Consider the following 24,396-nt stretch of genomic DNA (forward strand, 5'->3'; position numbering starts at 1 on the left):
TGGCCCCTTAGAAGGATCTTGGTAGACCCAGAACGTGTTCAGCGATGTAGGAGTAAATCAAGTTAGTTGAAATGGGTGCGACTTGATAGAGGCGAGTTTCTCTGAATTTACGCTCTACATCATATTCATTCGCAAAGCCGAAGCCACCATGAGTTTGTAAGCAGACATTTGCAGCCTCCCAGGATGCCTTAGCAGCTAGGTACTTGGCCATATTGGCTTCAGGACCGCAGGGTTGATGATTATCAAATAGCTCGCAAGCCTTAAAGCGCATGAGGTTAGCTGCCTCAGTTTCAATGTAGCTGTCCGCAATGGGAAACTGAATACCTTGATTCTTACCAATTGGACGATCAAAAACGACGCGATCGTTTGCATAACGGCGCGCACGATCAATAAACCAGTAGGCGTCACCAATACATTCTGCTGCGATGAGGACACGCTCTGCATTTAGACCATCCAAAATGTATTTAAAGCCTTGACCTTCAACGCCGATAAGATTCTCTGCGGGGATTTCTAGGTTGTCAAAAAATACTTCATTAGTTTCATGATTGACCATATTGGCGATTGGCCGTACTTCCATGCCCTTACCAATGGCATCGGCAAGATTGACGATAAAAATCGACATCCCTTCAGACTTGCGTTGTACTTCGCTAAGCGGGGTCGTGCGCGCTAGTAAGATCATGAGGTCAGAATGCTGAATACGGGAGATCCATACTTTTTGACCATTAACTACATACTTGTCACCTTTTTTTACTGCTGTAGTTTTGAGTTTGGTTGTATCGGTTCCAGTAGTAGGTTCAGTAACAGCCATGCTTTGAAGACGTAGTTCACCACTTGCAATTTTTGGGAGATACATTTGCTTCTGAGCTTCTGAGCCATGACGCAGTAATGTGCCCATGTTGTACATCTGCCCATGGCAAGAGCCAGAGTTACCACCCGAAAAGTTAATCTCTTCCATAATCACTGAAGCCTCAGCTAAGCCTAAACCAGAACCACCATATTCTTCTGGAATGAGGGCTGCCAGCCAGCCTGCCTTGGTCATAGCATCCACAAAGGCCTCTGGATAGCCGCGTTCATGATCAATCTTCTGCCAATAAGCGGAGTCAAAAGAGCCACAAAGATCGCGTAACGCTTCACGCATTTCTTGATACTGGTCGGGCTTAGGAATGGGATGATTCATGAAAGTCTCAATTTATAGGTTTTATGGTTTATTTGCGGATTTAGGCACTAGTTTAAGCAAGATTTGAAATTCATGGAGGATGCTCAAAACAAGGCAAAATAGGCGAATGAGACTGAAAGAATTTTGCTCCCATGTCGGCGCATTAGAGGCTATTGCTTGATGGAGCATATGTTCGATCATTTTTTCAGTTGGTTTGGCATGCCGTCAGTCGGACTGCCAGCGGTATTTATCAGCGCCTTTATTTCAGCGACATTAATACCTGCCGGCTCTGAACCCATTCTATTTGGCTATATCACCCTTAATCCCCATTTATTTTGGCTAGCAGTCTTGGTTGCTACTGTTGGTAACACCATGGGGGGCATGGTCGACTGGTGGCTAGGAGTAATTGCGCGTAATAGTTTTAAGGCGATGGATGAGCCAAAAAATGGTCGGCTTAAACGTTGGCTGGAGGGTTGGGGTCCTAAGTTGCTCTTGCTTTCTTGGCTCCCAGGGGTGGGTGATCCACTCTGCTTGGCAGCCGGGTGGTTAAAGTTGCCTTGGCAGCCATGCCTTATTTATATGTTTATTGGTAAGTTATTCCGCTTCGTAACGCTTACCTGGTTACTGACTTTAGTGCCAGATAGTTTCTGGCACCAATTGGGTCACTGGCTTCATTTAATCTGAGCTTACTCGTTGTATCCTATGTTTTTATTGCTTCTCACCGGAGAGTATTTGTATGTCATTTTTAAAAGGTAAGACCGCGCTGGTCACTGGCTCCACTAGTGGTATTGGTTTAGGTATGGCCATTGCATTGGCAAAGCAGGGCGTCAATATTATGGTTAATGGTTTTGGCGAGAAAGATGGGGCCATTGCGCAAATTAAAGCCTGTGGCGTAGAGGTTGATTATCACGGTGCAGACATGAGTAAGCCTGCCGAAATTGAAGATCTCATTCAACAAACAGAGAAGCGCTTTGGGTCATTGGATATTCTTGTGAATAACGCGGGTATTCAGTACACCGCAAATATTGAAGAGTTTCCGACGGACAAATGGGATGCCATTATTGCTATTAACTTGAGTTCAGCATTTCACACCACGCACCATGCATTGCCTGGCATGAAAAAACGTAACTGGGGTCGCATTATCAATATCGCTTCAGTACATGGTTTGGTTGCCTCTACCCAGAAGGCTGCCTACGTAGCAGCGAAGCATGGCATCATTGGATTGACAAAAGTGACTGCCTTGGAAAATGCACGCACAGGTATTACATGCAACGCGATTTGTCCAGGCTGGGTTTTAACTCCACTTGTTCAAAAGCAAGTGGATGCACGTGCAGAACGCGAAGGTATTTCTAATGAAGCTGCTAAGACTGCTCTAGTTTCTGAGAAGCAGCCTTCAGGCGAGTTTGTGAGCCCAGAGCAGTTAGCTGCGTTGGCAGTATTCCTCTGCGGCCCAGATGCGTCTGAAGTGCGCGGTGTTGCCTGGAATATGGATGGTGGTTGGACTGCTCAATAGGCCATCACCGCTCCCAAACTAAAGCCGGCAAGTCCCCCTTGCTGGCTTTTTTGTATGAACAAACAAAAAAGCCAAAATAGTCTATAGTTATCGCAAAATAAACCCTATTTTGCTTAATGTAATTAAAAGGAATACAAATGGAACATACCCTACCTCAGTTGCCATACGGACTCGATGCTTTGGCTCCTTACATCTCTAAGGAGACTTTGGAGTATCACTATGGCAAGCATCATCAGACTTATGTCACTAACTTGAATAATTTAATTAAAGGCACTGAGTTTGAAAATGCTTCACTTGAAGAGATTATTCAGAAATCTTCCGGTGGTGTTTTTAATAACGCCGCACAAGTATGGAATCACACCTTTTATTGGTTTGGCATGAAGCCAAATGGCGGTGGCGCACCTACTGGTCCTTTGGCGGATGCTATTAATGCTAAGTGGGGATCATTTGATAAGTTCAAGGAAGAGTTTACAAAGTGCGCTGTAGGAACTTTTGGTTCAGGTTGGGCCTGGTTGGTTAAAAAAGCAGATGGTACTCTTGATTTAGTCTCCACTAGTAATGCTGCGACTCCTCTCACCACTGATGCTAAAGCATTGTTGACTTGTGATGTTTGGGAGCACGCTTACTATATTGATACTCGTAATGCTCGTCCAAAGTATTTGGAAAATTTCTGGAACTTGGTTAATTGGGATTTCGTTAGTCAAAATTTTGCTTAATTAATTTTCTGGTTATTTAGGGATATCACATGACTTCTATCTTGACCTCTTTGGGGCGCACTGTTTTAGCTGGCTTTGTCCTCCTGGTATTGATTATTTTTGCTTTGGGTGGCAACTTCAGTTCTGCTGAGCTGCCATTTATCTTCCGTTGGTTGCACGTGATGTTTGGTGTGATGTGGATCGGTTTGCTTTGGTATTTCAACTTCGTGCAAATTCCTTCAATGCCAAAGATTCCTGACGAGCAAAAGCCGGCGATTGGTAAAGTGATTGCGCCAACTGCATTATTTTGGTTCCGTTATGCAGCGCTGCTTACCGTCTTAACTGGATTGATCCTGGCGGTTTTGAATGGCTACGCACACCAAGCTTTCACTCTTCAACCTCCATTCCGCGCTATTGGCTTGGGAATGTGGATTGCCTTGATAATGGCTTTCAACGTTTGGTTCATCATTTGGCCAAATCAAAAACGTGCTCTTGGTATCGTTGCTGTTGAGGCTGATGTCAAAGCTAAATCTGCACGTGTTGCAATGCTGACATCTCGTTTGAATACAGTGTTATCTATCCCAATGTTGTTCTTGATGGTTGCACAGTCACACAACACTACTTGGTTTGTGATTGTTTCCTAAGAAACTAGCTGCTTACAAAAAAGGCCCGCAATGCGGGCCTTTTTGTTTTGCGAATTTTATTAAGCCAGAATGGCTGGGAGCTCTTTAGTTAAGGCACCACGTTGTGCTGTGGCTGTTCCCATCAGCGCAAAGCCCAATAACTTCCCATCTACCGACTCAAAACGTGCTTCAAGACCACCATCGACTGGCGTTGTTACCCACTTGCCTTCAGATCCCTTGGCTGGTGGTGAAACTATGGTTGCTAAGGCAGGGGTTTTGACCATCACTGGCATTGCGGGGTAGGTGAGTGCAGTCGTTTGGCCTATTAGGGTTGGAGCTAATGCTCTTGCAGCTTGCATGATAGGCATCACATAAGGCAAAACTAAACCTTCAACTTCAGCACAATCTCCAATGGCAAAGATATTCTTAATATTGGTTTCTAGCTCACGATTTACTTGAATGCCCACTCCGATATTGATCCCAGCCGCTTTGGCTAGGTCAACTCTAGGCTTGAGGCCAACAGCTGATAAAAAGACATCGCAAGCAATGATCTTGCCATTCGCTAATGTCACTTGCAGAGAGTCTCCCTGCCGATCAATTGTTTGAACGGTTGTGGAAAGGTGCCAACGTACTCCGGCTGCACTTAATTTTTCTTGAAGTTCTAGAGCCGCGGCTTCTGGTAAAAGTCGACCTAAGGCTTGTGGAGCGAGGTCAATCACATCTACTTCATAACCACCCAATACAAGATCGTTGGCAAATTCACATCCAATCAGACCGGCACCTAAAATAGCCACCTTCTTTTTACCAGTGATGGCATTACGAAAGCGATCGTAGTCTTCCAGATCATTGACTGTGATGACTTCGTTAGCAGCGTTACCTTGCAGAGGTAAGCGAATTTGATCGGCACCTAGGGCTAACACAAGCTTCCCGTAAGGGAGGATACCTTTATTAGTATGAATGGTTTGTTTACCAGTATCAATTGAGCTGACATCAGTCTCAGCTAAGACAGTCATTTCCAATTGGGTGACCATACCATCTGCTGGCGTAGAGATTAATTGCGCCGCGTCTTTCTTGCTCGCCAGAGCGGTAGAGAGCATTGGCTTGGAATAAAAATAACCTGGCTCCCGCGTTATCAAGGTAATGGAAACCGCTTTATCCAATTTACGGATTTCACGGATAACGGTATAGCCAGCCAATCCGCTACCAATGATGACGATTGCTGATTGGGATTGAGGTGTAGTTTGATCCAAAGCTGGACTCTCCAGGGTGGCGAAAATATAAAGTAAAAGTGTGTTGGTGTTTAGCTTACTTGAACCATTTCAAAGTCAGCTTTTGCAACACCGCAGTCAGGGCATTCCCAGTCATCAGGCACATCAGCCCAGACTGTTCCAGCAGGAATACCATCTTCAGGTATTCCCTTTGCTTCATCGTAAATATAGCCACATACGATACATTGCCAAGTTTTCATATCGATTCCTTAAATAGTGGATTCATTTTAGATTTAATTTGCCATATTCACTGAGTTGTAAAACTTTTGCTTTTTCGAGTTCTACTTGCATTTAGGCTTTTAGTCATCATTCTTGTGATTTGATTTGTACACATAGCATTTATCGCTCTAGTCAATCATTATGATAGTATTTATCTAATAAATCGATAGTAGAGGCTATATGGCTTATTTACCATCCTTAAGGCAGCTAGGGTATTTCGTAGCCTTGGCAAAAGAGCTCAACTTCACGAGAGCGGCCCAAGCTTGTTTCGTGGGGCAATCCACCTTAAGCGCTGGCTTAAAGGAGTTAGAGGATGCCTTAGGCATCCACCTGGTTGAGCGCGACCGTCAAAATGTATCGATCACTCCCATTGGACTGGAGGTACTTGAGCGTGCCAAACTCATTTTGGCAGCATCTGAAGATTTGGTGGAATATGCAGGTGCCACTGGTAAGCCGATGACTGCCACAATTCGTTTAGGCGTCATACCAACCATCGCCCCATTTTTATTGCCTACAGTCTTGCCAGAAATTCGGAAGCGCTTTCCTGATCTCAAAGTTACTTTAAGAGAAGATCTCACCGCAAATTTACTGACTAGATTGGGTGAGCATAGATTAGATTTTGCGTTGATTGCACTGCCATATGATATCGACGGCCTTATGGTGCGAGAATTATTTGATGATCATTTTTGGTTGGTTGCCAGAGAAGGTGACCCTGCATTGAAAGGTAAAGAGGTAACCCTACCTGCAAAGATGGCCGAACGACTTTTATTATTAGAGGAAGGCCATTGTTTGCGCGAGCACAGCTTGCAGGCTTGTAAGCGTGCTGATATTCGTAAGGCAGAGGGCCTGGAAGCCACTAGCCTATTGACCTTGCTGCAGATGGTGGAGTCTGGCCTTGGTATTGCCTTGCTGCCTGGAATGGCAGTCAAGAGTAGTTTATTAAGCAACTCTGAATTAGTGGCAAAGGAGTTGGCTGCGCCAGCTCCTAAGCGAGTCATCGCATTAGTTGCACGTCAATCGACGGCACATACTCAAGAATTTAACGCGCTGGCCGATTGCATTCGTGATCAGTTTGGAGCAGCTTAAGTACGTTCGTTAACCGTACAGCAAGATTAAGCAATTCTTGTTACAGTCAACATCCCAATGCATTACTTACTAAGAAGGCAGCAAATGTCAGGCAAAGAAATCATGTTCACCCCGGTAAGTCTCGGATCCATTCAATTAAAAAATCGTTTAGTGATGGCACCGCTCACCAGAATGCGTGCAGTTGATGGCGATGTACCGAGCCCATTGGCAAAAGTGTATTACGCGCAACGTGCGAGTGCTGGATTAATCATTACCGAAGCTACGCAAATTTCCCCTTTGGGTAAAGGTTACCCAGCTACACCCGGAATTTATTCTCCTGAGCAAACGGCTGCATGGAAAGAAATCGTTGAAGCAGTACATGCAAAGAGCGGCTCGATTGTTGCGCAGTTATGGCATGTGGGTCGTATCTCTCACTCATCCTTGCACCCAGAGCAGGGTGTTCCTGAGGCGCCGTCAGCTATCGCTGCGACTGGTCAAACCTATGGCGCAGATTGGAAGCTGCATAACTATGAGACTCCCACTGCGATGAGCCTTGAAGATATTACTCGCTTACTGAAGGAGTTTGAAGCAGCAGCGCAAAATGCAAAGACTGCAGGCTTTGATGGCATTGAAATTCATTCAGCAAATGGTTACTTGTTAGATCAGTTCCTGCAAGATAAAACCAACCAACGTAGCGATGAATATGGGGGCTCGATTGAGAATCGTTTGCGCTTATTGGGCCAAGTCATTGAAGCTGTAAGCACAGTATTTTCAAGCGATAAGATAGGGGTGCGCCTCTCACCATATGGCACATTTAACGATATAGGTGATAGCGATCCGGTGGCATTATTTACAGCGGCAATTACTAAACTCAATACTTATAACTTGGCATATGTCCATATGATTGAGCCTCGCGCTACTAGCGCCGGCGGCGGCGATCAGGTAAATGAAGGCGCTCCAATTACATCAGAGATATTCCGCGCTGCTTACCAAGGCAAGTTCATCACTGCGGGTGGCTATGACCAGGCAATGGGCGAGAAGGTTTTAGAGGATGGGTTGGCCGATGCAGTCGCTTATGGTCGCCTCTATATCTCTAATCCCGATTTAGCAGAAAGATTCAAGCAAGGTGCTGCACTTAATCCCTATAACCGCGCTACTTTTTATGGCGGCAAAGAGGCTGGCTATACAGACTATCCTAGTCTTTAACTAATTAGTCTTTGATTAATCTGAATCAATCCCGCCTCTAAACCAGGCGGGATTATTTTTTGTCTTCGGGATCTTTTAAGAGGTCGTAGTGATTGGCTACTAGAAGTAATGCAATAGATGCACAACCCATTGCAAAAAATTGCCATTGATGCAGCATTGCAGTTCCAATCACAGTCATTAAGATTGTCCAGCCAACCGCCATTTTTGCTTTTTTAGATAGTGGCTTCATTGATGCATCACTCCAACTTTGATTTTGATATTGCTTGTATTAAACAAGGTTTTCTGACTAGGGCTAATTTCTTAGTTAATGATTCTCACCTTAGCGCTGAGCTCATTTGCCGTTCCCCGCTTATCTATTTGAGACAGTCTGAGGGCTTCAACTTCAAAGTCCAACTGTCCAGGATGAAATTCTTCATCATTCCGCAGGTGGATGACGTAGGTCCAGACAAGCTCGCGGCCACGGTTTTTAAAGACATCAACTACGCGTTTCATCAAGATCGCCTTTACTGTGAATCTTATTTTTTGCTAAAAGATGGTGCGCTTGCATCCATCTGTTGAGTTAAGTTATTTTTCAGTGCAACTAGGTTTCTAGCTTCAATACGAATAACCCCACCCCTTGGACTATCGATATCAGCAATCAAGAAAAAAGATACAGAGATAACAAAAGGGAAGATCATGAAGAGACCAGTATTTTTCTCGAAATTTCGGGCGCCAAATCCAACTAGGAGGTTAGCGCAAATAGCAATGGCCGCCATCAATACCCAGGCTGTGAAGGGAATTCGATTCCACCAGGCTGCTTGCACATAACCCTGAGAATTAATAACATCATTCATACCAGAGGCTACTAGCGCAATTGCAGGGGTAGCTTGCGTCCGAACTGTCGGAAGAATTTCCTTCCAAAGAGCAGTTTGCAGCTGATCCGTTTTGTCACGAATCTCTTGAATTTTTTCTGGACTCTGTTGCGAGTAGAACAAAATGCGTTGATCTATGTATTGAATCAGTAGCTCCTTAGTCGCAGCAGCAGTGTTGGATGGCAATAGATCTGCTCGCAAGTACTCGGTACCGATAGCATTTGCCTCCCCTTCCTCAAATATTTCCCTCTGATCATGGCGATCAATCGCCATTGAGAAGGTGAAGCCGATAATCAAGGCCAGCAAAGTTAGAGTGGCTGTCTGAATAATGCCGAGATCCACAGAGGTCTCTGTATCTTTTGTGCGGTAGCGACTCAGTCCAGCATGCCCAAACCATACAGCAAAGGCGAGTACAAGAAGGGATACGGCAAAAACTGCAAGAGGGTAGTTTAAGAGCTGAATAATTTAAAAAGTCCCTGGATATAAGATGTCTTTAGTCACGTTCTGAATGTCGCGATGGCCTGTAAATGCCATTGTGATATCCAGCTCGTTATGAATCAGTTCTAGGCACTTGGTAACGCCTGCCTCACCCATGGCTCCCAAGCCATATAAGAACGGTCGGCCAATCATTGTGCCGCGTGCACCCAAGGCCCATGCTTTAAGAACATCTTGACCTGAACGAATACCGCCATCCATCCATACTTCAATATCTTTACCAACAGCATCCACAATTCCAGGTAAGGCCCGAATACTAGAGATAGCGCCGTCTAATTGACGACCGCCGTGGTTAGAAACAATTAATGCATCTGCGCCAGAGTTTGCTGCTAAGCGTGCATCTTCCTCATCCAAGATGCCTTTGATGATGAGTTTTCCGCCCCAGAGTTTTTTAATCCACTCTACGTCACCCCAATTAAGACCCGGATCAAATTGCTCGGCAGTCCAAGAGGATAGGGAGGACATGTTGCCAACCCCAGTAGCATGACCAACAATATTACGGAAAGTTCTACGTGGGGTCATTGCCATACCCAAACACCAGCGTGGCTTGGTTGCCATATTGATCATATTGGCAATCGTTAGCTTCGGTGGTGCAGAAAGACCATTCTTTAAGTCTTTATGACGCTGCCCTAAGATTTGTAAATCTAAGGTGAGTACAAGTGCAGAACATTTAGCTGCTTTAGCACGTTCAATAAGTCGCTCAATAAAGCCACGATCTTTCATGACATACAGTTGAAACCAGAATGGTTTTGTGGTGCGCTCCGCCACATCTTCAATTGAGCAAATGCTCATGGTGGATAAGCAGAATGGCACACCAAATTTTTCAGCAGCCTTTGCTGCCAAAATTTCACCATCAGCATGTTGCATTCCTGTTAGGCCGGTAGGAGCGAGGGCAACTGGCATTGCAACTTCTTGACCGACCATCGTTGTCTTGGTGGTGCGGTTAGTCATGTTTACCGCTACACGCTGACGTAGCTTAATTTTTTGAAAATCGGATTCATTGGCGCGGTAGGTTGACTCGGTCCACGATCCGGAGTCGGCGTAGTCGTAGAACATCTTAGGGGTGCGCTTTTGATGGAGAACCCGCAAGTCTTCTATGTTGGTAATGATTGCCACAATAAATCCTTCTATTTGATGCTTTTCGTTAGAGCAATTGCTTAAATTAAGCTCTATCTTAGCAATACCAGAGGATTTGTTTCTACAATGCTAGGGTATCCCTTGTTTGGGGACGCTAAATAACCGTTCCCCCTCATCAACCTCCCTATGCTCCAACTGAATTTTGCCACCATTTTCTACCTACTCACGGCCACTGCTTTATGGGCGGGTAATGCCATTGCTGGACGTGTATTGGTAGGAAGCATCTCCCCGATCACATTAAGTGCAGTCCGTTGGGGATTAGCTGCCTTGCTTTTGCTTCCCTTAGGTTGGCGTGTCTTTATGCCAGGAAGTGCCTTGTGGCAAAACAAGAAACGTTTCCTACTCTTGGGTTTATTTGGGGTTGGCAGCTATAACGTGCTCTTATATCTTGCACTGCAAACCTCTACCGCTATTAACGTTACCTTGATTGGTGCAAGCATGCCAATTTGGATGTTATTGATTGGCGCAGTGTTTTATCAAGTCAAGCCAAATATCTTGCAAATGATTGGGGCGATTATCAGTTTGCTTGGCGTTAGCATCGTATTGACACGTGGGGACTTAGCTGCGCTCTTGTCAATGGAAATGGTGATCGGCGATCTATTGATTATGTTGGCCACCATTTTGTGGGCTGTTTATAGCTGGATGTTAACTCGCCCTGGCTCGAGTTCGGAGCGCCAGTGGCCGTGGGCAGAGTTTCTGATGGCTCAAGTTATGGTCGGTTTGTTATGGACCGGTTTTTTTGATGGCTTTGAAATTGCTGCAGGCCATGCATTTATAGACCTTAATTGGTGGACTACCTCTTTAATTATTTTTGTCGCTATTGGACCATCCCTTGTTGCCTATCGTTGTTGGGGTTTGGGTGTTACTGGAGCGGGTCCTACAGTTGCTGCATTTTTTGCTAATTTCATCCCCTTGTTTACTGCACTGTTATCGGCTGCGATGTTAGGTGAGCCTCCCCAGCTTTTCCATGGCCTTGCCTTTGCATTAATCGTAGCTGGCATCGCCATTTCCTCCAAAAAAAGTAAGTAAGAAGTCAGTAAATTCAGGGAAACGGGCAAAAATACCCCTCTAGGTGATGTTTTGACCCTAAATCCCCAAAAATGCCTTAAATCGGTATCATTTAGGGCTAATCACAGAAATCCCTAGGAAATTACTATGCCAGGCTTACTCCCCAATGTTGATCCAGACGGTTTATTAGAGTTCTCGGTTGTTTATACCGACCGCTCTTTGAATCACATGTCTGAAGAGTTCAAGCGCGTGATGGTGGATATTTCGAGTGTCCTTAAGGATGCTTACAACGCCAGCTCAGCAGTCATCGTTCCTGGTAGCGGCACTTTTGGTATGGAGGCAGTTGCCCGCCAATTTGCCAATAATGAAAAATGCTTAGTTTTGCGTAATGGCTGGTTTAGCTATCGTTGGACACAAATTTTTGATTTGGCGAACATTACTAAAGATGTCAGTGTCATCAAAGGACGTCAATTAGACGATTCAGCACAAGGTGTTTTCGCTCCAGCTCCTATCGAAGAAGTAGTGGCTTTCATCAAGAAGGAAAAACCAGCAGTGGTTTTTGCCCCGCATGTAGAAACTTCTGCCGGCATCATTCTTCCGGATGATTATCTGAAAGCAGTTGGCGAGGCGGTGCACTCTGTAAATGGTTTGTTTGTATTGGATTGCATTGCCTCGGGCGCAATGTGGGTTGATATGAAAGCTTGCAATGTGGACGTACTTATTACTGCACCCCAAAAAGGTTGGAGTAGCTCCCCTTGCTGCGCTTTGATTGCTCTTGGCGATCGTGCGCGTGAGCGCATTGAAGCAACGCAGAGCAGCAGCTTTTCGATGGATTTGAAAAAATGGTTGCAGATCATGGAAGCCTATGAAAAGGGTGGCCATGTGTATCACACCACCATGGCTACCGATGCTTTAAAGGTATTGCGTAACGTGATGAAAGAAACCCAAGCACTTGGCTTTGCGGCGCTGAAGGCCAAGCAGGTTGAGTTGGGTACAAAAGTACGTAACTTACTCGTTTCTAAAGGCTATCACTCTGTATCGGCTAAAGGCTTCCAAGCTCCTGGTGTCGTCGTTAGCTACACCAAAGACCCAGATATCCAGTCAGGCAAGAAGTTTATTGCTTTGGGTTTACAGACTGCAGCTGGCGTGCCTCTGCAATGTGATGAAAGGCCAGACTTCCGCACTTTCCGTATCGGTTTGTTCGGTCTCGAAAAACTAGCTCACGTTGATCGCACGGTTGGCCATCTAGAGGCAGCATTAGAAAAGATTACCGAAACTGAAGCTCTGCCTGCGTAATTTTTGAAGTAGTGCACCATGAATAATAAAGGCCATCACATGATGGCCTTTATTACATCTAGCAACACTAAAAAATATATTCTATAAATTATCTAGCTAGTGGGTTGGGGATAGCTTCCCCAATCTTATGAAGCGTGTTGCTATCTACGTGATGAAATAACTCTACTTGATCTTTAATTTTCATAACAGTGTCTTGTTCGTAAGACCAAGTGTCATCATCATGAATGGAAACTTGAATTCGAAACTCAACTGTTCTGAATGCGTAATTGAGAAATGGGTTGGAGGAAATCCCTGCGGCAGGATCATTCTCCTTAGCATGTAATTCAAACTGCCTAGCATTTGAGGCTGCGTTGCCGGATGCCATAGTGATCATGCCACGGGGTATAGAGAGAGTATGAATAATATTGCCATTCGCAGGCTCCCATAACCAATATCCCACCTGATCGTGATAGGTTTTTACCTGATCGGGTTTGGTGATATGGGTGTGATATCTAAGACCATAAAATAATTGGGGACCATTCGTTTGCGGGTCAATGGGCTGGAGTTCAATGCGCTCTACATAGGCTTGCTTCTTCGGACCTTCTGCTTTGGGTTTTATATCTAAACCGCGTATGCCTTCCCAAACTCCGGCCATGCCAGTGAGCGGACCGAGCTGCTCTAAAGTGTTGACTGAATAACCCTGAGGTTCAGTAAAAATGTCGCTCGGAAAATTACCCATATTCAGCCTATTAAAAATGAAGCATTAATCTCAAATTTTTGAGTATTATTAAATTATCCACAAACTTTCCTGGAGAACTACATGATTTCTCGTATCGTGCGCTTGAGCCTAGCCTCTCTCATTTCTGTTGCTATTGGCATTACCCCAATCTCAGTGATGGCTGCCGATCCAGCTCCTGCGCCAGCTGCTGTACCTGCTGCTGCTCCAGTTGCCGCACCAGCAGCAACTCCAGCTGAAAAGTCTGTTGATAAAAAGGCTAAGAAAAAAGCCAAGAAAGAAAAGAAAGCTGAGAAAAAATCGAAAAAGAAATCAAAAAAGAAGTCGAAACTAGCTACTGACGCTGCAGCTCAGTAAAGACATTCACCTCTCTTAATTGAGGGGTTCTGCACCATCGAAGTCATCAGATCTTTTGGGGTCTGCTGACTTTTTACTTGGAGCATCATTTTTGACCAGCAGCCACATAGCTGCAATCACCAAAGCCATACCGCCTATCTGTGTCCATGTAATAGGTTCTGCCAGAATTAAATATCCCATAAAAATGGTCGAGACTGGACCGAGTATTCCAGCTTGTGCTACCAAGGGTGATCCAATGCGATTAATGGCAATCATGATGAGAAGCATTGGAATGACGGTGCAAAAACTCGCATTGAGCAGGCTAAACCAGTAGATTTGTAGCGGTTGCTCAAATATGGCAAGTGGGTTGTGGATGGTCGACTGAGCAATGCTCAAGATAGCAGAGGCTGAACTTGCATAAACAACTAAGCGCACGCTACCGATGCGCTTTACCATTTCTCCCGCGCCTATCATATAAGCTGCATAGGAACAGGCACTACCAAAAACTAAAAACATTCCAAGCCAGGCACTTAGCCCTGAAGAGCTCGCATCTTGTATGAATACGATAAATACCCCAATGTAGCCAACGATCAGCGAATACCACTGGAGTTTAGAGATTGGTTTTTTTAATACGAAGTAAGAGATGAGCAGAACAATTGTTGGGGTGAGATAGAGGACGATGCGCTCTAAGCCAACCGAGATGTATTGCAGACCTAAGAAATCAATATAGCTAGATAGGAAGTAGCCCAAGAACCCTAAGAAAAATAACTTGCCACGATCAAGCCAGGTGATTGGGCTCATTTCCTTGCGACGAGATTCCCACCAGAAGATCCCCCAAAACAATGGAAGAGCCATGAGCATGCGTAAAGCTAAAAGTGTTTCCGCGTTTGCGCCATAACCAAAAGCGAGTTTTACCAAAATCGCTTTTCCAGAGAAAAGCATGGAGCCAACCCCGGCCATCAAGATGCCATAAAGGTAACGTTGGTGATGATGTGCTGCGCTTACAGAATGCATCACTATTTATAACAGTTTATTTAGCAGCGCTCTCATTTCTAAGATGGTTTCGGAAGGTGTAAGGCCAATAGGGCCGACCCCTTCGTTCACTAGGCTATCAGCTGCAGTAGCATGAAGCTCAACCGCAATTCCGGTGGCCTGCCATAAGTCCAAATGATGACGAACTCCTTGAGCGGCTATTGCAGCAATACTTCCAGTCAGAATGTCCCCCATGCCACCAGTGCCCATGCCGGGGTTGCCAGCAAGACATTGCACTGGCATATGGTGTGGGGAGGCAATCAGGGTATGCTGGCCTTTAAGGACCACAATTGATTGGGTGAGATCAATTAATTGTCTAACAGCACGCACGCGATCAGATTGCACGCTTTCTGTTGTTGTCTTTAAAAGCTTTGCAGCCTCACCAGGGTGCGGTGTGAGAACGGTAGAACCGGGAAATTGTTGATTACGAATCTGAAGTTGCTTAAGCAACTCAGGAGATTCACTGATGAGATTGAGGGCATCGGCATCAATCACTAATGGAATGCTTGGGTATGCCAGTACTGCATGCAAGCAGTATGATGCCAACTTTGATTTTCCAAGACCTGGGCCAATAGCAATCACATCAGGTTTGGCAGTAGCAAGGCTTTCTTGGGTAACCAACGTAGCAAGACGAATCATGAGCTCGGGTTGATTTTCTTGGGCGTGTGCTGATGCAGGGTCCAGCATCTCCAGTATTGTCCAGCCTGCGCCTAAATGTAAGCAGGCATTACCGGCCAATAGTAAGGCGCCAGCCATTCCAGGTGCGCCACCAATCAAGACAACTTTTCCTGCGCTGCCTTTATGTTCCGCGGACTGACGCTTGAGAAGTTTGACTAACTTAAATGTATCGAGGGCAGTAGGCTGTTGAATCATATGAATAGTATCGCCCTAATTACAGAGCTCTTGAGCTAATTATAGGAAAGAGTATCCTGAGTATATGAATATCCAATTTTTAGGTGCGGCAGGTGAGGTCACCGGCTCTCGCCACTTGATTAACGCCATGCTGTCTGGAAAGTCCAGACATTTCATGGTTGACTATGGCATGTTCCAAGGCGGGCGGGAAGCAACGAATAAGAATCTGGAGGTGTTGCGGTTCTCGCCAAAAGATCTTGATTTTGTAGTGTTAACGCATGCGCATATTGACCATAGTGGTTTATTGCCTCGTTTATGTGCCCAGGGATTTAGCGGTCCTATTTACTGCACAAAATCAACCTTTGAGTTATTGAAAATTCTCTTGCTTGATAGCGCTCACTTACAGCGCGCAGATGTAGAGCGAGCTGAGAGAAAGCAAAAGGCGGGCAAGTGGCGAGGAGAAATGCCTGTTGCTTTGTATTCTCGGGAAGAGGTTGAGATGGCTCTGAACCAGTTTGAACCACTGGAATATGAGCAGTTTGTTGAACCAGCACATGGAATAGGGCTAGAGTTTCGTAATGCGGGGCATATTTTAGGTTCCGCAATCGCAGTGATCGATATCGCTGAAGATGGGATTCAAAAAAAACGTTGTGTTTTTTCGGGTGACATTGGAATGAAGGGCAAAGTCTTAATGCCAGACCCGGATTTAATAAAAGACGCCGACGTTATTGTGGTCGAGTCTACCTATGGCGATCGTTTGCACCGGAGCTTGCAAGATACTGAAGATGAGTTGGTAGATGTGATCTCTTCAACAATGGCTGCGCATGGTAATGTAGTAATGCCCGCTTTTGCAGTTGGGCGCACACAAGAGATACTTTTTCTCTTAATTGACTTGGTAAGAAGAGGGCGCCTCTCTCATTTGAGTATATGGGTAGATTCGCCAATGGCTACTGCAGCAACGCACCTCACACAAAATTTTTTCTCACAATTGGATAGTCAATCACAAGCAACTTTTGATTGGTATAAAAATAATCCCAAGGCAGTTGATCTCCGCTTTATTGCCGATGTGGAAGAATCTAAAGCACTGAATAAAGTGAAGGGCGGCGCCATCATTATTTCAGCGAGTGGCATGTGTGATGCAGGTCGTATTGTTCACCACTTAGCTAGTAATTTACCGCGTGCACAAAATGCCATTGTGATTACTGGCTTTCAGGCCTATGGCAGTCTTGGCAGGCGTTTGGTAGATAAAGCGCAAAAAGTCCGGTTATTTGGTGAAGAAGTTCCAGTTAGAGCCTCAATACATACTATTGGTGGTTTATCCGCTCATGCTGATCAGGCTGGGTTGTTGGATTGGCTGAGGGGATTTAAAAGAGCGCCTAACACTGTTTTTGTAGTGCATGGCGAGCCAGAATCTTCTTCAGTACTTGCCGAATGTATTAGAGATCAGTTGCATTGGAGGAATGTCATTATTCCAGAGCGCTTACATACCTACCAATGTTAATTTATTCGGCTACTCTTGCACCTTGAATATGGTGACGCTTCATGGCGTCCGCCACAAATCCGGATTGCTTGAGTTCTGCGATGACATTACTTAAGTAGGCGGTGGTGGTTTCATAATGCCCTCTTGCCTTTGGAATGCCAATTGCCTGGTTAATTACCATGAAGCGTCCAGGAAGCATACGTAAATCTTTATAACGCTTTGCATCACTTTCTAATTGTTGTTTAACACCTGCAGCTACATTTCCATTGCCAGACATAAAATCGTCCACTACAGCTTGGGAGCTAGCAGCACGCAAGAGGCTGGCATTTTTAATCTCTCGTGTTAGGTAAAGATCGTATGCACTGCCTTTACCAACCACGATTTCGTTACCAGCAACATCGACCTCTTCATTGGTCTGTAGTGGGGATGAGGCTTTGACCATATAGGCCCCTTCAATCTGAATATAGGCTGGCGTATAGCTAATGTCAGCCCCGCGCACTGGATCAATTGCTACAAATACTAAGTCGATATTACCTGTCTTCACCGCATCGAGTGTTGTCGCAGCTGTTTTAAAAGGGGTAAGTTGAACAGGATATGAAATTCGCTTACCAATTTCATCCGCGATATCAATCGTGACGCCATGTAATGTTTTGGTAGCTGGATCTTCATTGGCCAGAATAGGATTTCCTAAATTTATACCGACGCGTAAAGTGCCCGTTGGGGCAAAAGAGAGTAGAGATACGGAATCAATAGTATTCATATGGGGGTTGCTTAGCTAATTGCAAATTGTAAAAACTCGGAAATACAAGAGTAAGGACTAGAGAGAAAAGTAGTTTCATCAAAAGCATGAAACAAAAAACCGCGGCGGACCGCGGTTTTCTATGCAATTGAAGTGATTACTTTTTAGCGTCAGCTGCAGGGGCTGCTGCTGGAGCGGCTGGAGCAGCTGCAGGAGCATCTTTTTTAGCTTCTTCCATGTGCGCAGCTTCGGCACCATGCTTTTCGCCACCCATATCAATGTCGCCATCGCCTTTGAGGAGTAAATAGGCTGTGGCAGCTACTAGTGCCAGAACGAGAATGATAAGTGAACGGTTGCTCATTGCTTTTCCTTCGATTTAGTTGAAATTAGCGCAATATTAACTCGGGAAGGGCGCTGGGTAAATCCCAATAATCCCTAGAAGCTTATATCTGTGCTTGAACTAGGTATTAACACTTATTCAGGGCGGGAGTTAAGATGGACTTATACAGATGAATAAGGTTGCAATATGAAATCTAAGCTGCCGGCCAATAATTCGCAGACAATTACCGAGTTTTTAAATCTTCATCTGGGTCAGCTTTCAGAGGGGGACTCAGAGGACTCTTATAAGTTTGCTTTCGATGATGAAGCTTTTTTAGCTCGTCGAGAAACCATGGGTATCCGCTTTGAATTAGAGTTACTCAAGCCCGAGGTCTTGCTTAAAGAACACGGTATTGAGCATACGATTACTGTTTTTGGCTCAACCCGTTTCGTTAGCAAGGCACAAGCCTTGGAGATGGAGAAAAATGCAAAGACTGTAGATGAGGTTGCTCTGGCAAATAAGGCGCTACTGCATAGTGAATACTACGAGTCTGCCAGGGAATTCGGATCCTTGGTTGCTCATTACAACGCAACGCAAAAACAAGCCTCCAATAAGCTTCATATCTGCACAGGTGGTGGACCTGGAATTATGGAGGCTGCTAATCGTGGTGCCTTTGAAATGGGTGACAAGACGATTGGTTTTAATATCAGCCTTCCTAGAGAGCAGCACCCAAATCAGTACATCAGCCCTGGACTCAGTTTTCGCTTCCATTACTTCGCGCTACGTAAGATGCACTTTATGCTGCGAGCTAGGGCAATCGTTGCTTACCCAGGAGGATTTGGTTCTTTTGATGAGTTATTCGAGGTATTGACCCTGATACAGACTAAAAAAGTACGGCCTATCCCAGTAATTTTGGTTGGCAAGCAGTATTGGCAAGAAATGGTGAACTTCAATCAGATGGTGGAGTTTGGCGTGATTGACCAAGCGGATATGCAGAGTATTCACTTTTCAGAGACGGCTCTGGAGGCTTGGCAGCATATCCAGGATTGGTATCAGCTAGGCTAAGAACAAGGGCAGCTGTAAAATACCGATCATGCATCCGTCACAAAGCAATCTCGCTACCGCCCTTGATCTTCCAGGTTATCTTCTGGGTGGCGCCATGTTATTGATTGTCTTGGTTTTTCATGGCGTATTGTTGCTGCAGATTGCCAAGCGCTACGAAGTGAAAACTTTTTTGTATTTAGCGGAGAAGAAATATTCTGCTGTCGCTTTTTGTTTTTATATTAGCGTCTTCTATTTATTCTTGACGCATATTGCAGAAATATTGATCTGGGGACTAGCGCTATATGCCTTTAAATTACTACCTGAACTAGGTCAAAGTATTTTATTTAGTGGCAGTACATACACTGCAATGGGTTTTATGGAAGACATTCTTCCGTACGGGTGGAAAATGCTCGCCGTGATTATTGCTTTTTCAGGAATGTTTTCCTTTGCGTGGACCGCGTCAGTAATGATCTCTATGACCAAGAATTTCCGCCAGGCCTATACCAAGCTTCATATGAGAAAGCTTAATATCTCATCTGACATCATTGATCGTTTTGAGTAGTGCATGAGTAGAACTTGGGATGCCATCATTATTGGTGGCGGTGCAGCAGGTCTATTCTGCGCAGGAATTGCTGGTCAGTTAGGTAAAGCAGTACTCGTACTAGACCACGCGGAAGTTTTGGGTGAAAAGATTCGCATTAGCGGTGGAGGGCGCTGTAATTTCACGAATTTACACAGCAGTCCAGCCAATTTCTTGTCCCTTAATCAGCATTTTGTTAAAAGTGCACTTGCTCGATATCCTTCATCAGAATTCATTAAGCTCGTGACGTCCCATGGAATCGGTTACCACGAAAAACATCAGGGTCAATTATTTTGCGATGACTCGGCTAAGCAAATTATTGACATGCTCTTTTCTGAGTGCGCTAAAGGTGGCGTGAGTATTCGTCACCCGGTTAGCGTTCAATCTGTTGAGCAAGCTAGCGATCAGTGGATTATTCACACTGATGCCGGCATTGAAAAATCAAAAACAGTTGTGATGGCCACCGGTGGTTTGCCAGTTCCAGCTATTGGCGCTACTGCTTATTCTTTGGATATTGCAAAGCAGTTTGGATTAAATATTGTGGATCCTAGGCCGGCTTTAGTGCCTCTTTCATTTACTGCGGATAATTTTGGCAGTCTCAACGAATTAGCCGGCCTTAGTGTTCCCGTCAGAATTGCCTCTGGTTCTAAAGGCCATCGTTATGGTGCCTGTAGGTTTATCGAGGATCTACTGCTGACACATAAAGGGCTGTCTGGACCTGCGGTGCTACAGGCCAGTAGTTACTGGGAGGAGGGTGAGCCCATTCATATTGATTGGCTTGGAGCACTTGAGCGCCCTGGTGGGTTTAATTGCGATGAGCTCTTTAATAATGAAGAGAATCGGTTAAAGCAGGCTGAAACAATTCTGGCCTCCGTTATGCCGCAGCGCTTGGCAAATGCATTTGCTGATCAAAAAAACTTGACGGGTCGTAAATGGGCTGAGGTATCTAAAAAAGATCGTCAAGCCCTCAAAGAATTAATTACCAACTGGTCTGTAAAGCCAGCAGGTACCTTAGGCTGGAAAAAAGCTGAGGTGATGTTGGGTGGTGTAGATACTAAAGAATTAGATGGGCAATCGATGATGTCGCGCAAACATCCAGGGCTATTCTTTATTGGTGAATGCGTTGATGTGACAGGCCATTTAGGTGGACATAACTTCCAGTGGGCTTGGGCAAGCGGCTTTGCTTGCGCCCAGGCACTTTAAGACTAGTTAGGCTGATTTCTCATCCAGTCTGCAGTATTAAAAAAAGATTCCTCCAGCTGCTTAGCAGCATTTCCATCGATGCCACATTCCTTCATCGCTTGATACATGCAAGCTAACCATTGATTGCGTTCATTTAAGCCGATCTTGAAGGGTAGATGTCTTGCCCTTAGCATTGGATGGCCATATTTTGGTGAGTAGATATCCGGGCCACCCATCCATCCTGTTAGGAAGAATTTCAGTTTTTCTCTAGAGCTTGAGAGATCCTCTGGATGCATGGCGCGTAAATCATGAAAATTAGGCTCTAGTGCCATTAAATCGTAAAAACGGTCTACTAACTCATCGATTTTGTCGATTCCGCCAATAGTGTCATAAATGGATTGTCTTTCGCTCATTCCCTTATTTTAAGGCTGTAAATCAGGGGAATTGGCAGTTTCTTTAATTCGGTATAGAGTAGTTATTAGAAACTTCACCAACCCCTAATTGATAGGAGCGCAATATGGACGCAAAAGATCTGCAAAAATGGCAACGAGAAAAGGCTAAAGAGCTTTTTGATTATTCGCATACCCTCTTAGAAGCAGCTAAAAAATTGAGCGAGCATCATATGGCTGAGATCGAGTGGGGTATGAAAAATGCCCTAGATAGCGCCAAATCTGCCGCAAAAAATGACTTAAGTAAATTAAAAGATTTACAGGAAGAGGCCACCAAAGAGGCCGCTAAACGCGCTGCCGCATATCAGAAGAAAGTGAAATCTGTTTTAAAAGAACTCGGGGATGGCGCTGCAGATGAAACTGAGAAGCACCTCGAGAAAGTGCGCAGCTCTCTAGTAAATTGGTTAGAGGATGCTGAAAATAAAATGCCAGCACATGCAGATAAGCTCTCTAAGGTTGTTCATGAGATGTCCACTACAGGGCAAAATATGTTTAAAGAGGGGCGCCGTATTGTGAATGAGGTTGCCGAAGCTGCCGAAAAGAATATCGACAACTTAGTACACAAATCCCCGGCATCAAAAAAGAAATCTGATTAAATATTCTTCTTAGTATTCAGAGTTATTGGCCGCCTCATTATTGGGGCGGTTTTTCATTTCCAGCCTTGCAACCATAAATCGCTGTTAGTAAGATCACGCCATGCAATCTGTGTAGTCTTTTTGGAGAAGACGGCCTCGATTTCAATGAATTCTATTTTTTCACTTGGAGGTTCAGGAAGAATCACCTTGCTGACTAAAAAGTGCTTTTGTTTGGCGATTGGCTTTACTGCCGTCCATTTGGTTAGTAGCAATTTCTTCGGGCTTAAGCGATTCATGATGAATTAGATGTGGACCATTTTTTTATAACGCGGCACATTGAAAATTTTCCCCGCTGCTGATGAGTAAGCCTGAGGAAGGTGTAAAAATCACACTGGATTGATTTGTTTGGGCTGAACATTGTCGATCAAAGAAGCTTTGGTTTCCCAAGCTACCGCAGTAATCAAACTTATCCCCCCTAAATTCCATCTGAGCTTTTCTTAGCACCATAGAGATTTTTGTTTCAGTGGGGGAGCTACAACTCCAAGTGGCATACACCTCACGCTCACAAGCACATAGCCAAAGTACTAAAAAAATAGGGGTGATGAGATGAAGGCGGAAGGGCGCTTTGAATAAATCCATACACGAAGAATAGCGAATTATTCACTGCTTCGCTGAAGGACTTTGGTACTGAGCTTATAGAACCCAGAAGTGATGGGTACCATCTTTACCCAACTGCTCTACTAGACCAAATTCCCAGTCAAGATAGGCTTGCATCGCCGCAGGATCGACGCTAGTTCCTTCGTAGGGGCGCTTATAGCGATCTAGAGGTAGTGAGGCTAAATGACTTGGTCCTTTTTCAAGCTCTAGTCCAGCTCTTATCCAAGCGGCATTACCGCCCTCTAGAACAAGGACCTCTGCTTTAATCAGGGCTTGCAGTTCTTGAGCGGCCAAGAGGCTTAATTCGCATGGTGAGCTGGTGATGACATAGCGATCTACTTGAGGAATTTTTTTCATGGCCTCACCCAGTTGAGAGCGCAATGCATACCAACATCCAGGGATATGACCTTTAACGTAATTGGCATGTGTGCTGAAATCAATGGCAATCGTATTGCTGTCTGTCTTCAACCAAGTTGAAACAGTCTTTGCATCTACGCTCTCAATGCTTGGAAGAATAGGTAAAGGCGCTTTCCAGGATCCTGTTTCCATGAGATCAGAGTTATTAACCCCGTCCAGCACATAAACATCCCACGCCATTTGTGCTAACCATGAGGCTGGCATATTGGCTCTTACTCCACCGCCACTCGGATCAACTAAAACTATACGAGCGCCTCGAACTGGGGCAACCATTTCGGTTTCTTGTACAAGCTGTCCGCCTGGCACAGATCTAAAGCCAGGGAGATGACCAGCCTCATATTCTTCTGGAGTGCGTGTATCAAAGAAGTACGTGGTTCGATCGGCTTGAGCTTTCCACGCCTCTATTTGATTCAAACTAGTGCGCTTTACCCCAGCTCTATCTGCAACGCTACGAGCACGTTGCGCTGCATCTTTTTTAGTCTCTTCACCAACTTCCCGAAATTTTCTGCTTTGACCCTTATCGAGTTCTTGTCCGGCTAAAGTCCAGCCAATCGTGCCATTACGCAGAGCATTCACTTCATTCGGAATGCCAGCATTAATGAGTGATTGCGTCCCAATAATGCTGCGGGTTCTTCCGGCACAGTTCACGATGACTTTAGTTTTAGGGTCAGGGGCTAATTCAGGTAAGCGGAGAACAAGCTCAGCGCCAGGAACACTAATGCCTGTTGGGATACTCATCGTGTTGTACTCATCAAAACGACGAACATCGACAACAACAATATTCTCTTTGGCATCAATTAATTGCTTCACTTCTTGCGCCGAAAGAGATGGTGTATGGCGCTTAGATTCTACGTACTCACCAAAAGATTTGCTAGGAACATTGACATCTTTGAATAATTCACCACCAGCTGCTTTCCAGCCTTGAACACCACCTTCGAAAATAGACACATCGGTATAGCCAAGAGTGATTAAACGTTGCGCTGCTAATTGCGCAAATCCTTCTCCATCATCTAAGGTAACGATGGGCACACTCTTCTTTGGCAGCTTCGCGTACGCATCAATCTCCACTCTAGATAAAGGAAGGTTTGCTGCAAAGAGTGGGTGCTCTTGCGCGTGAGGATCCTCCTCTCGCACATCTAATAAAGCAAGCTCTTCTTTATTGAGTAGCTTGTTGCGAACAAAGGAATAATTTTTTGTCTGAATGGCCATGCTGCCTCTTAATTTGATTTTTTATTTTCTTTTAGTCTAACTTGGCGCTATGGGTTGATGCACTGCACCAAGAAGCCAGGCATATCCATCTGGCGCTACTTTTGCTGCAGCTGCGGCGCTAACGGCCCTGCTAGCGCCACCTGGTTGAAATGGGTTAATAAAGGACAATGGCTTGCTGGAAGAAGGCCAGGAGCTGTTTTGGGCGTTGACTGAGAGTCCGATTGGGTCGGCAATCAGCAATAGAAGGATATTTCCGAGCATTTTGGGTATTTCTAAGC

General features: G+C 45.0%; 30 protein-coding genes. 14 read left to right on the plus strand and 16 right to left on the minus strand.

Annotation, left to right across the window (positions count from 1 at the left end):
* Positions 1-7 precede the first annotated feature (7 nt).
* Positions 8-1,177, minus strand: coding sequence for an acyl-CoA dehydrogenase family protein (locus AOC20_RS02920; RefSeq protein WP_215361319.1), 1,170 nt, complete (start codon positions 1,175-1,177; stop codon positions 8-10).
* Between the two features lie 159 nt (positions 1,178-1,336).
* Between AOC20_RS02920 and AOC20_RS02925 the strand changes: the two genes are divergently transcribed.
* The 4 genes from AOC20_RS02925 to AOC20_RS02940 all read left to right on the plus strand — a co-directional run bounded on the left by AOC20_RS02925 (position 1,337) and on the right by AOC20_RS02940 (position 4,008).
* Entirely contained in the window at positions 1,337-1,840 is a 504-nt protein-coding gene (locus tag AOC20_RS02925; protein ID WP_215361321.1) for a YqaA family protein, read from the plus strand.
* Between the two features lie 52 nt (positions 1,841-1,892).
* Positions 1,893-2,669, plus strand: coding sequence for a 3-hydroxybutyrate dehydrogenase (locus AOC20_RS02930; protein WP_215361324.1), 777 nt, complete (start codon positions 1,893-1,895; stop codon positions 2,667-2,669).
* A 137-nt stretch (positions 2,670-2,806) separates the two neighbouring features.
* Positions 2,807-3,385 carry a superoxide dismutase gene (gene sodB, locus AOC20_RS02935; protein ID WP_215361327.1) on the plus strand — a complete coding sequence of 193 codons (579 nt, stop codon included), beginning with the start codon at positions 2,807-2,809 and terminating at the stop codon, positions 3,383-3,385.
* Positions 3,386-3,414: 29 nt separating this feature from the next.
* Positions 3,415-4,008, plus strand: coding sequence for a urate hydroxylase PuuD (locus tag AOC20_RS02940; protein WP_215361329.1), 594 nt, complete (start codon positions 3,415-3,417; stop codon positions 4,006-4,008).
* Positions 4,009-4,067: 59 nt separating this feature from the next.
* Here AOC20_RS02940 and AOC20_RS02945 read toward each other — a convergent pair whose 3' ends face one another.
* Complete coding sequence (locus AOC20_RS02945) at positions 4,068-5,237, minus strand: NAD(P)/FAD-dependent oxidoreductase (protein WP_215361334.1); 1,170 nt, start codon at positions 5,235-5,237, stop codon at positions 4,068-4,070.
* Positions 5,238-5,287: 50 nt separating this feature from the next.
* On the minus strand, positions 5,288-5,455 hold the full coding sequence (locus tag AOC20_RS02950) for a rubredoxin (RefSeq protein ID WP_215361336.1): 168 nt from the start codon (positions 5,453-5,455) through the stop codon (positions 5,288-5,290).
* A gap of 199 nt (positions 5,456-5,654) precedes the next feature.
* On the opposite strand from AOC20_RS02950, the gene AOC20_RS02955 reads away from it, so the two are divergent.
* Positions 5,655-6,560 (plus strand): hydrogen peroxide-inducible genes activator, encoded by a 906-nt coding sequence (locus tag AOC20_RS02955; protein ID WP_215361338.1) that lies wholly within the window; start codon positions 5,655-5,657, stop codon positions 6,558-6,560.
* 84 nt (positions 6,561-6,644) lie between these two features.
* Positions 6,645-7,745, plus strand: a complete 1,101-nt coding sequence (locus AOC20_RS02960; protein WP_215361339.1) for an alkene reductase — start codon at positions 6,645-6,647, stop codon at positions 7,743-7,745.
* Between the two features lie 52 nt (positions 7,746-7,797).
* Here AOC20_RS02960 and AOC20_RS02965 read toward each other — a convergent pair whose 3' ends face one another.
* The 4 genes from AOC20_RS02965 to AOC20_RS02980 form a co-directional block, all read right to left on the minus strand.
* Positions 7,798-7,974 carry a hypothetical protein gene (locus tag AOC20_RS02965; protein ID WP_161484699.1) on the minus strand — a complete coding sequence of 59 codons (177 nt, stop codon included), beginning with the start codon at positions 7,972-7,974 and terminating at the stop codon, positions 7,798-7,800.
* Between the two features lie 71 nt (positions 7,975-8,045).
* On the minus strand, positions 8,046-8,237 hold the full coding sequence (locus AOC20_RS02970; protein ID WP_215361340.1) for a hypothetical protein: 192 nt from the start codon (positions 8,235-8,237) through the stop codon (positions 8,046-8,048).
* 23 nt (positions 8,238-8,260) lie between these two features.
* Positions 8,261-9,061 (minus strand): bestrophin-like domain, encoded by an 801-nt coding sequence (locus AOC20_RS02975; protein WP_215362124.1) that lies wholly within the window; start codon positions 9,059-9,061, stop codon positions 8,261-8,263.
* Positions 9,062-10,207, minus strand: coding sequence for an alpha-hydroxy acid oxidase (locus AOC20_RS02980; protein WP_215361341.1), 1,146 nt, complete (start codon positions 10,205-10,207; stop codon positions 9,062-9,064).
* Positions 10,208-10,354: 147 nt separating this feature from the next.
* Here AOC20_RS02980 and AOC20_RS02985 point away from each other — a divergent pair, with 147 nt between their 5' ends.
* Together AOC20_RS02985 and AOC20_RS02990 are read left to right on the plus strand one after the other, a co-directional pair.
* Positions 10,355-11,257, plus strand: a complete 903-nt coding sequence (locus AOC20_RS02985) for a DMT family transporter (protein ID WP_215361342.1) — start codon at positions 10,355-10,357, stop codon at positions 11,255-11,257.
* Positions 11,258-11,383: 126 nt separating this feature from the next.
* Positions 11,384-12,532 carry an aminotransferase class V-fold PLP-dependent enzyme gene (locus AOC20_RS02990; RefSeq protein ID WP_215361344.1) on the plus strand — a complete coding sequence of 383 codons (1,149 nt, stop codon included), beginning with the start codon at positions 11,384-11,386 and terminating at the stop codon, positions 12,530-12,532.
* 88 nt (positions 12,533-12,620) lie between these two features.
* On the opposite strand, the gene AOC20_RS02995 is transcribed toward AOC20_RS02990, so the two are convergent.
* Positions 12,621-13,250: an FABP family protein gene (locus AOC20_RS02995; RefSeq protein WP_215361345.1), complete on the minus strand. Its 630-nt coding sequence runs from the start codon at positions 13,248-13,250 to the stop codon at positions 12,621-12,623.
* Positions 13,251-13,331: 81 nt separating this feature from the next.
* Here AOC20_RS02995 and AOC20_RS03000 point away from each other — a divergent pair, with 81 nt between their 5' ends.
* Positions 13,332-13,604: a protein tyrosine phosphatase gene (locus AOC20_RS03000; protein ID WP_215361347.1), complete on the plus strand. Its 273-nt coding sequence runs from the start codon at positions 13,332-13,334 to the stop codon at positions 13,602-13,604.
* A gap of 15 nt (positions 13,605-13,619) precedes the next feature.
* On the opposite strand, the gene AOC20_RS03005 is transcribed toward AOC20_RS03000, so the two are convergent.
* Entirely contained in the window at positions 13,620-14,597 is a 978-nt protein-coding gene (locus AOC20_RS03005; protein WP_215362126.1) for a DMT family transporter, read from the minus strand.
* Between the two features lie 6 nt (positions 14,598-14,603).
* A complete protein-coding gene (locus tag AOC20_RS03010; protein WP_215361348.1) occupies positions 14,604-15,488 on the minus strand; it encodes an NAD(P)H-hydrate dehydratase in 885 nt (294 codons plus the stop codon).
* Positions 15,489-15,552: 64 nt separating this feature from the next.
* On the opposite strand from AOC20_RS03010, the gene AOC20_RS03015 reads away from it, so the two are divergent.
* Positions 15,553-16,968, plus strand: a complete 1,416-nt coding sequence (locus tag AOC20_RS03015; RefSeq protein ID WP_215361349.1) for an MBL fold metallo-hydrolase RNA specificity domain-containing protein — start codon at positions 15,553-15,555, stop codon at positions 16,966-16,968.
* Between the two features lies 1 nt (position 16,969).
* Here AOC20_RS03015 and AOC20_RS03020 read toward each other — a convergent pair whose 3' ends face one another.
* Entirely contained in the window at positions 16,970-17,707 is a 738-nt protein-coding gene (locus AOC20_RS03020) for an ABC transporter substrate-binding protein (RefSeq protein ID WP_215361350.1), read from the minus strand.
* A 136-nt stretch (positions 17,708-17,843) separates the two neighbouring features.
* Positions 17,844-18,047, minus strand: a complete 204-nt coding sequence (locus AOC20_RS03025; protein WP_215361352.1) for a hypothetical protein — start codon at positions 18,045-18,047, stop codon at positions 17,844-17,846.
* Positions 18,048-18,212: 165 nt separating this feature from the next.
* Here AOC20_RS03025 and AOC20_RS03030 point away from each other — a divergent pair, with 165 nt between their 5' ends.
* From AOC20_RS03030 to AOC20_RS03040, 3 genes are read left to right on the plus strand one after another with little or no spacing between them, the layout of a single operon-like run.
* Positions 18,213-19,070 (plus strand): LOG family protein, encoded by an 858-nt coding sequence (locus AOC20_RS03030; protein WP_215361354.1) that lies wholly within the window; start codon positions 18,213-18,215, stop codon positions 19,068-19,070.
* Positions 19,071-19,098: 28 nt separating this feature from the next.
* A complete protein-coding gene (locus tag AOC20_RS03035; protein WP_215361356.1) occupies positions 19,099-19,611 on the plus strand; it encodes a hypothetical protein in 513 nt (170 codons plus the stop codon).
* A gap of 3 nt (positions 19,612-19,614) precedes the next feature.
* On the plus strand, positions 19,615-20,832 hold the full coding sequence (locus tag AOC20_RS03040) for a BaiN/RdsA family NAD(P)/FAD-dependent oxidoreductase (protein ID WP_215361358.1): 1,218 nt from the start codon (positions 19,615-19,617) through the stop codon (positions 20,830-20,832).
* Between the two features lie 2 nt (positions 20,833-20,834).
* On the opposite strand, the gene AOC20_RS03045 is transcribed toward AOC20_RS03040, so the two are convergent.
* Positions 20,835-21,224 (minus strand): group II truncated hemoglobin, encoded by a 390-nt coding sequence (locus tag AOC20_RS03045; protein WP_215361359.1) that lies wholly within the window; start codon positions 21,222-21,224, stop codon positions 20,835-20,837.
* A 104-nt stretch (positions 21,225-21,328) separates the two neighbouring features.
* Here AOC20_RS03045 and AOC20_RS03050 point away from each other — a divergent pair, with 104 nt between their 5' ends.
* Positions 21,329-21,856, plus strand: a complete 528-nt coding sequence (locus tag AOC20_RS03050; protein ID WP_215361360.1) for a hypothetical protein — start codon at positions 21,329-21,331, stop codon at positions 21,854-21,856.
* Positions 21,857-21,909: 53 nt separating this feature from the next.
* On the opposite strand, the gene AOC20_RS03055 is transcribed toward AOC20_RS03050, so the two are convergent.
* The 3 genes from AOC20_RS03055 to AOC20_RS03065 form a co-directional block, all read right to left on the minus strand.
* Positions 21,910-22,131 carry a TIGR02450 family Trp-rich protein gene (locus tag AOC20_RS03055; RefSeq protein WP_215361361.1) on the minus strand — a complete coding sequence of 74 codons (222 nt, stop codon included), beginning with the start codon at positions 22,129-22,131 and terminating at the stop codon, positions 21,910-21,912.
* A 397-nt stretch (positions 22,132-22,528) separates the two neighbouring features.
* A complete protein-coding gene (locus AOC20_RS03060; RefSeq protein WP_215361362.1) occupies positions 22,529-24,118 on the minus strand; it encodes a rhodanese homology domain-containing protein in 1,590 nt (529 codons plus the stop codon).
* 36 nt (positions 24,119-24,154) lie between these two features.
* Positions 24,155-24,379 (minus strand): hypothetical protein, encoded by a 225-nt coding sequence (locus AOC20_RS03065; RefSeq protein ID WP_215361363.1) that lies wholly within the window; start codon positions 24,377-24,379, stop codon positions 24,155-24,157.
* Positions 24,380-24,396: the final 17 nt, after the last annotated feature.

The organism is Polynucleobacter ibericus (assembly GCF_018687955.1).
GTDB classification, from domain to species: Bacteria; Pseudomonadota; Gammaproteobacteria; order Burkholderiales; family Burkholderiaceae; genus Polynucleobacter; species Polynucleobacter ibericus.

Coding starts and splice junctions, on each gene's coding strand:
- AOC20_RS03040 (WP_215361358.1), top strand. CDS start 19,615: ATGAGTAGAACTTGGGATGCCATCATTATTGGTGGCGGTGCAGCAGGT.
- AOC20_RS02940 (WP_215361329.1), top strand. CDS start 3,415: ATGACTTCTATCTTGACCTCTTTGGGGCGCACTGTTTTAGCTGGCTTT.
- sodB (WP_215361327.1), top strand. CDS start 2,807: ATGGAACATACCCTACCTCAGTTGCCATACGGACTCGATGCTTTGGCT.
- AOC20_RS03035 (WP_215361356.1), top strand. CDS start 19,099: ATGCATCCGTCACAAAGCAATCTCGCTACCGCCCTTGATCTTCCAGGT.
- AOC20_RS03050 (WP_215361360.1), top strand. CDS start 21,329: ATGGACGCAAAAGATCTGCAAAAATGGCAACGAGAAAAGGCTAAAGAG.
- AOC20_RS03060 (WP_215361362.1), bottom strand. CDS start 24,118: ATGGCCATTCAGACAAAAAATTATTCCTTTGTTCGCAACAAGCTACTC.
- AOC20_RS03065 (WP_215361363.1), bottom strand. CDS start 24,379: ATGCTCGGAAATATCCTTCTATTGCTGATTGCCGACCCAATCGGACTC.
- AOC20_RS02930 (WP_215361324.1), top strand. CDS start 1,893: ATGTCATTTTTAAAAGGTAAGACCGCGCTGGTCACTGGCTCCACTAGT.
- AOC20_RS03030 (WP_215361354.1), top strand. CDS start 18,213: ATGAAATCTAAGCTGCCGGCCAATAATTCGCAGACAATTACCGAGTTT.
- AOC20_RS03005 (WP_215362126.1), bottom strand. CDS start 14,597: ATGCATTCTGTAAGCGCAGCACATCATCACCAACGTTACCTTTATGGC.
- AOC20_RS02960 (WP_215361339.1), top strand. CDS start 6,645: ATGTCAGGCAAAGAAATCATGTTCACCCCGGTAAGTCTCGGATCCATT.
- AOC20_RS03055 (WP_215361361.1), bottom strand. CDS start 22,131: ATGAATCGCTTAAGCCCGAAGAAATTGCTACTAACCAAATGGACGGCA.
- AOC20_RS02970 (WP_215361340.1), bottom strand. CDS start 8,237: ATGAAACGCGTAGTTGATGTCTTTAAAAACCGTGGCCGCGAGCTTGTC.
- AOC20_RS03000 (WP_215361347.1), top strand. CDS start 13,332: ATGATTTCTCGTATCGTGCGCTTGAGCCTAGCCTCTCTCATTTCTGTT.
- AOC20_RS02955 (WP_215361338.1), top strand. CDS start 5,655: ATGGCTTATTTACCATCCTTAAGGCAGCTAGGGTATTTCGTAGCCTTG.
- AOC20_RS02985 (WP_215361342.1), top strand. CDS start 10,355: ATGCTCCAACTGAATTTTGCCACCATTTTCTACCTACTCACGGCCACT.
- AOC20_RS02920 (WP_215361319.1), bottom strand. CDS start 1,177: ATGAATCATCCCATTCCTAAGCCCGACCAGTATCAAGAAATGCGTGAA.
- AOC20_RS03025 (WP_215361352.1), bottom strand. CDS start 18,047: ATGAGCAACCGTTCACTTATCATTCTCGTTCTGGCACTAGTAGCTGCC.
- AOC20_RS03045 (WP_215361359.1), bottom strand. CDS start 21,224: ATGAGCGAAAGACAATCCATTTATGACACTATTGGCGGAATCGACAAA.
- AOC20_RS03015 (WP_215361349.1), top strand. CDS start 15,553: ATGAATATCCAATTTTTAGGTGCGGCAGGTGAGGTCACCGGCTCTCGC.
- AOC20_RS02995 (WP_215361345.1), bottom strand. CDS start 13,250: ATGGGTAATTTTCCGAGCGACATTTTTACTGAACCTCAGGGTTATTCA.
- AOC20_RS02950 (WP_215361336.1), bottom strand. CDS start 5,455: ATGAAAACTTGGCAATGTATCGTATGTGGCTATATTTACGATGAAGCA.
- AOC20_RS02990 (WP_215361344.1), top strand. CDS start 11,384: ATGCCAGGCTTACTCCCCAATGTTGATCCAGACGGTTTATTAGAGTTC.
- AOC20_RS02925 (WP_215361321.1), top strand. CDS start 1,337: ATGGAGCATATGTTCGATCATTTTTTCAGTTGGTTTGGCATGCCGTCA.
- AOC20_RS03010 (WP_215361348.1), bottom strand. CDS start 15,488: ATGATTCAACAGCCTACTGCCCTCGATACATTTAAGTTAGTCAAACTT.
- AOC20_RS02965 (WP_161484699.1), bottom strand. CDS start 7,974: ATGAAGCCACTATCTAAAAAAGCAAAAATGGCGGTTGGCTGGACAATC.
- AOC20_RS03020 (WP_215361350.1), bottom strand. CDS start 17,707: ATGAATACTATTGATTCCGTATCTCTACTCTCTTTTGCCCCAACGGGC.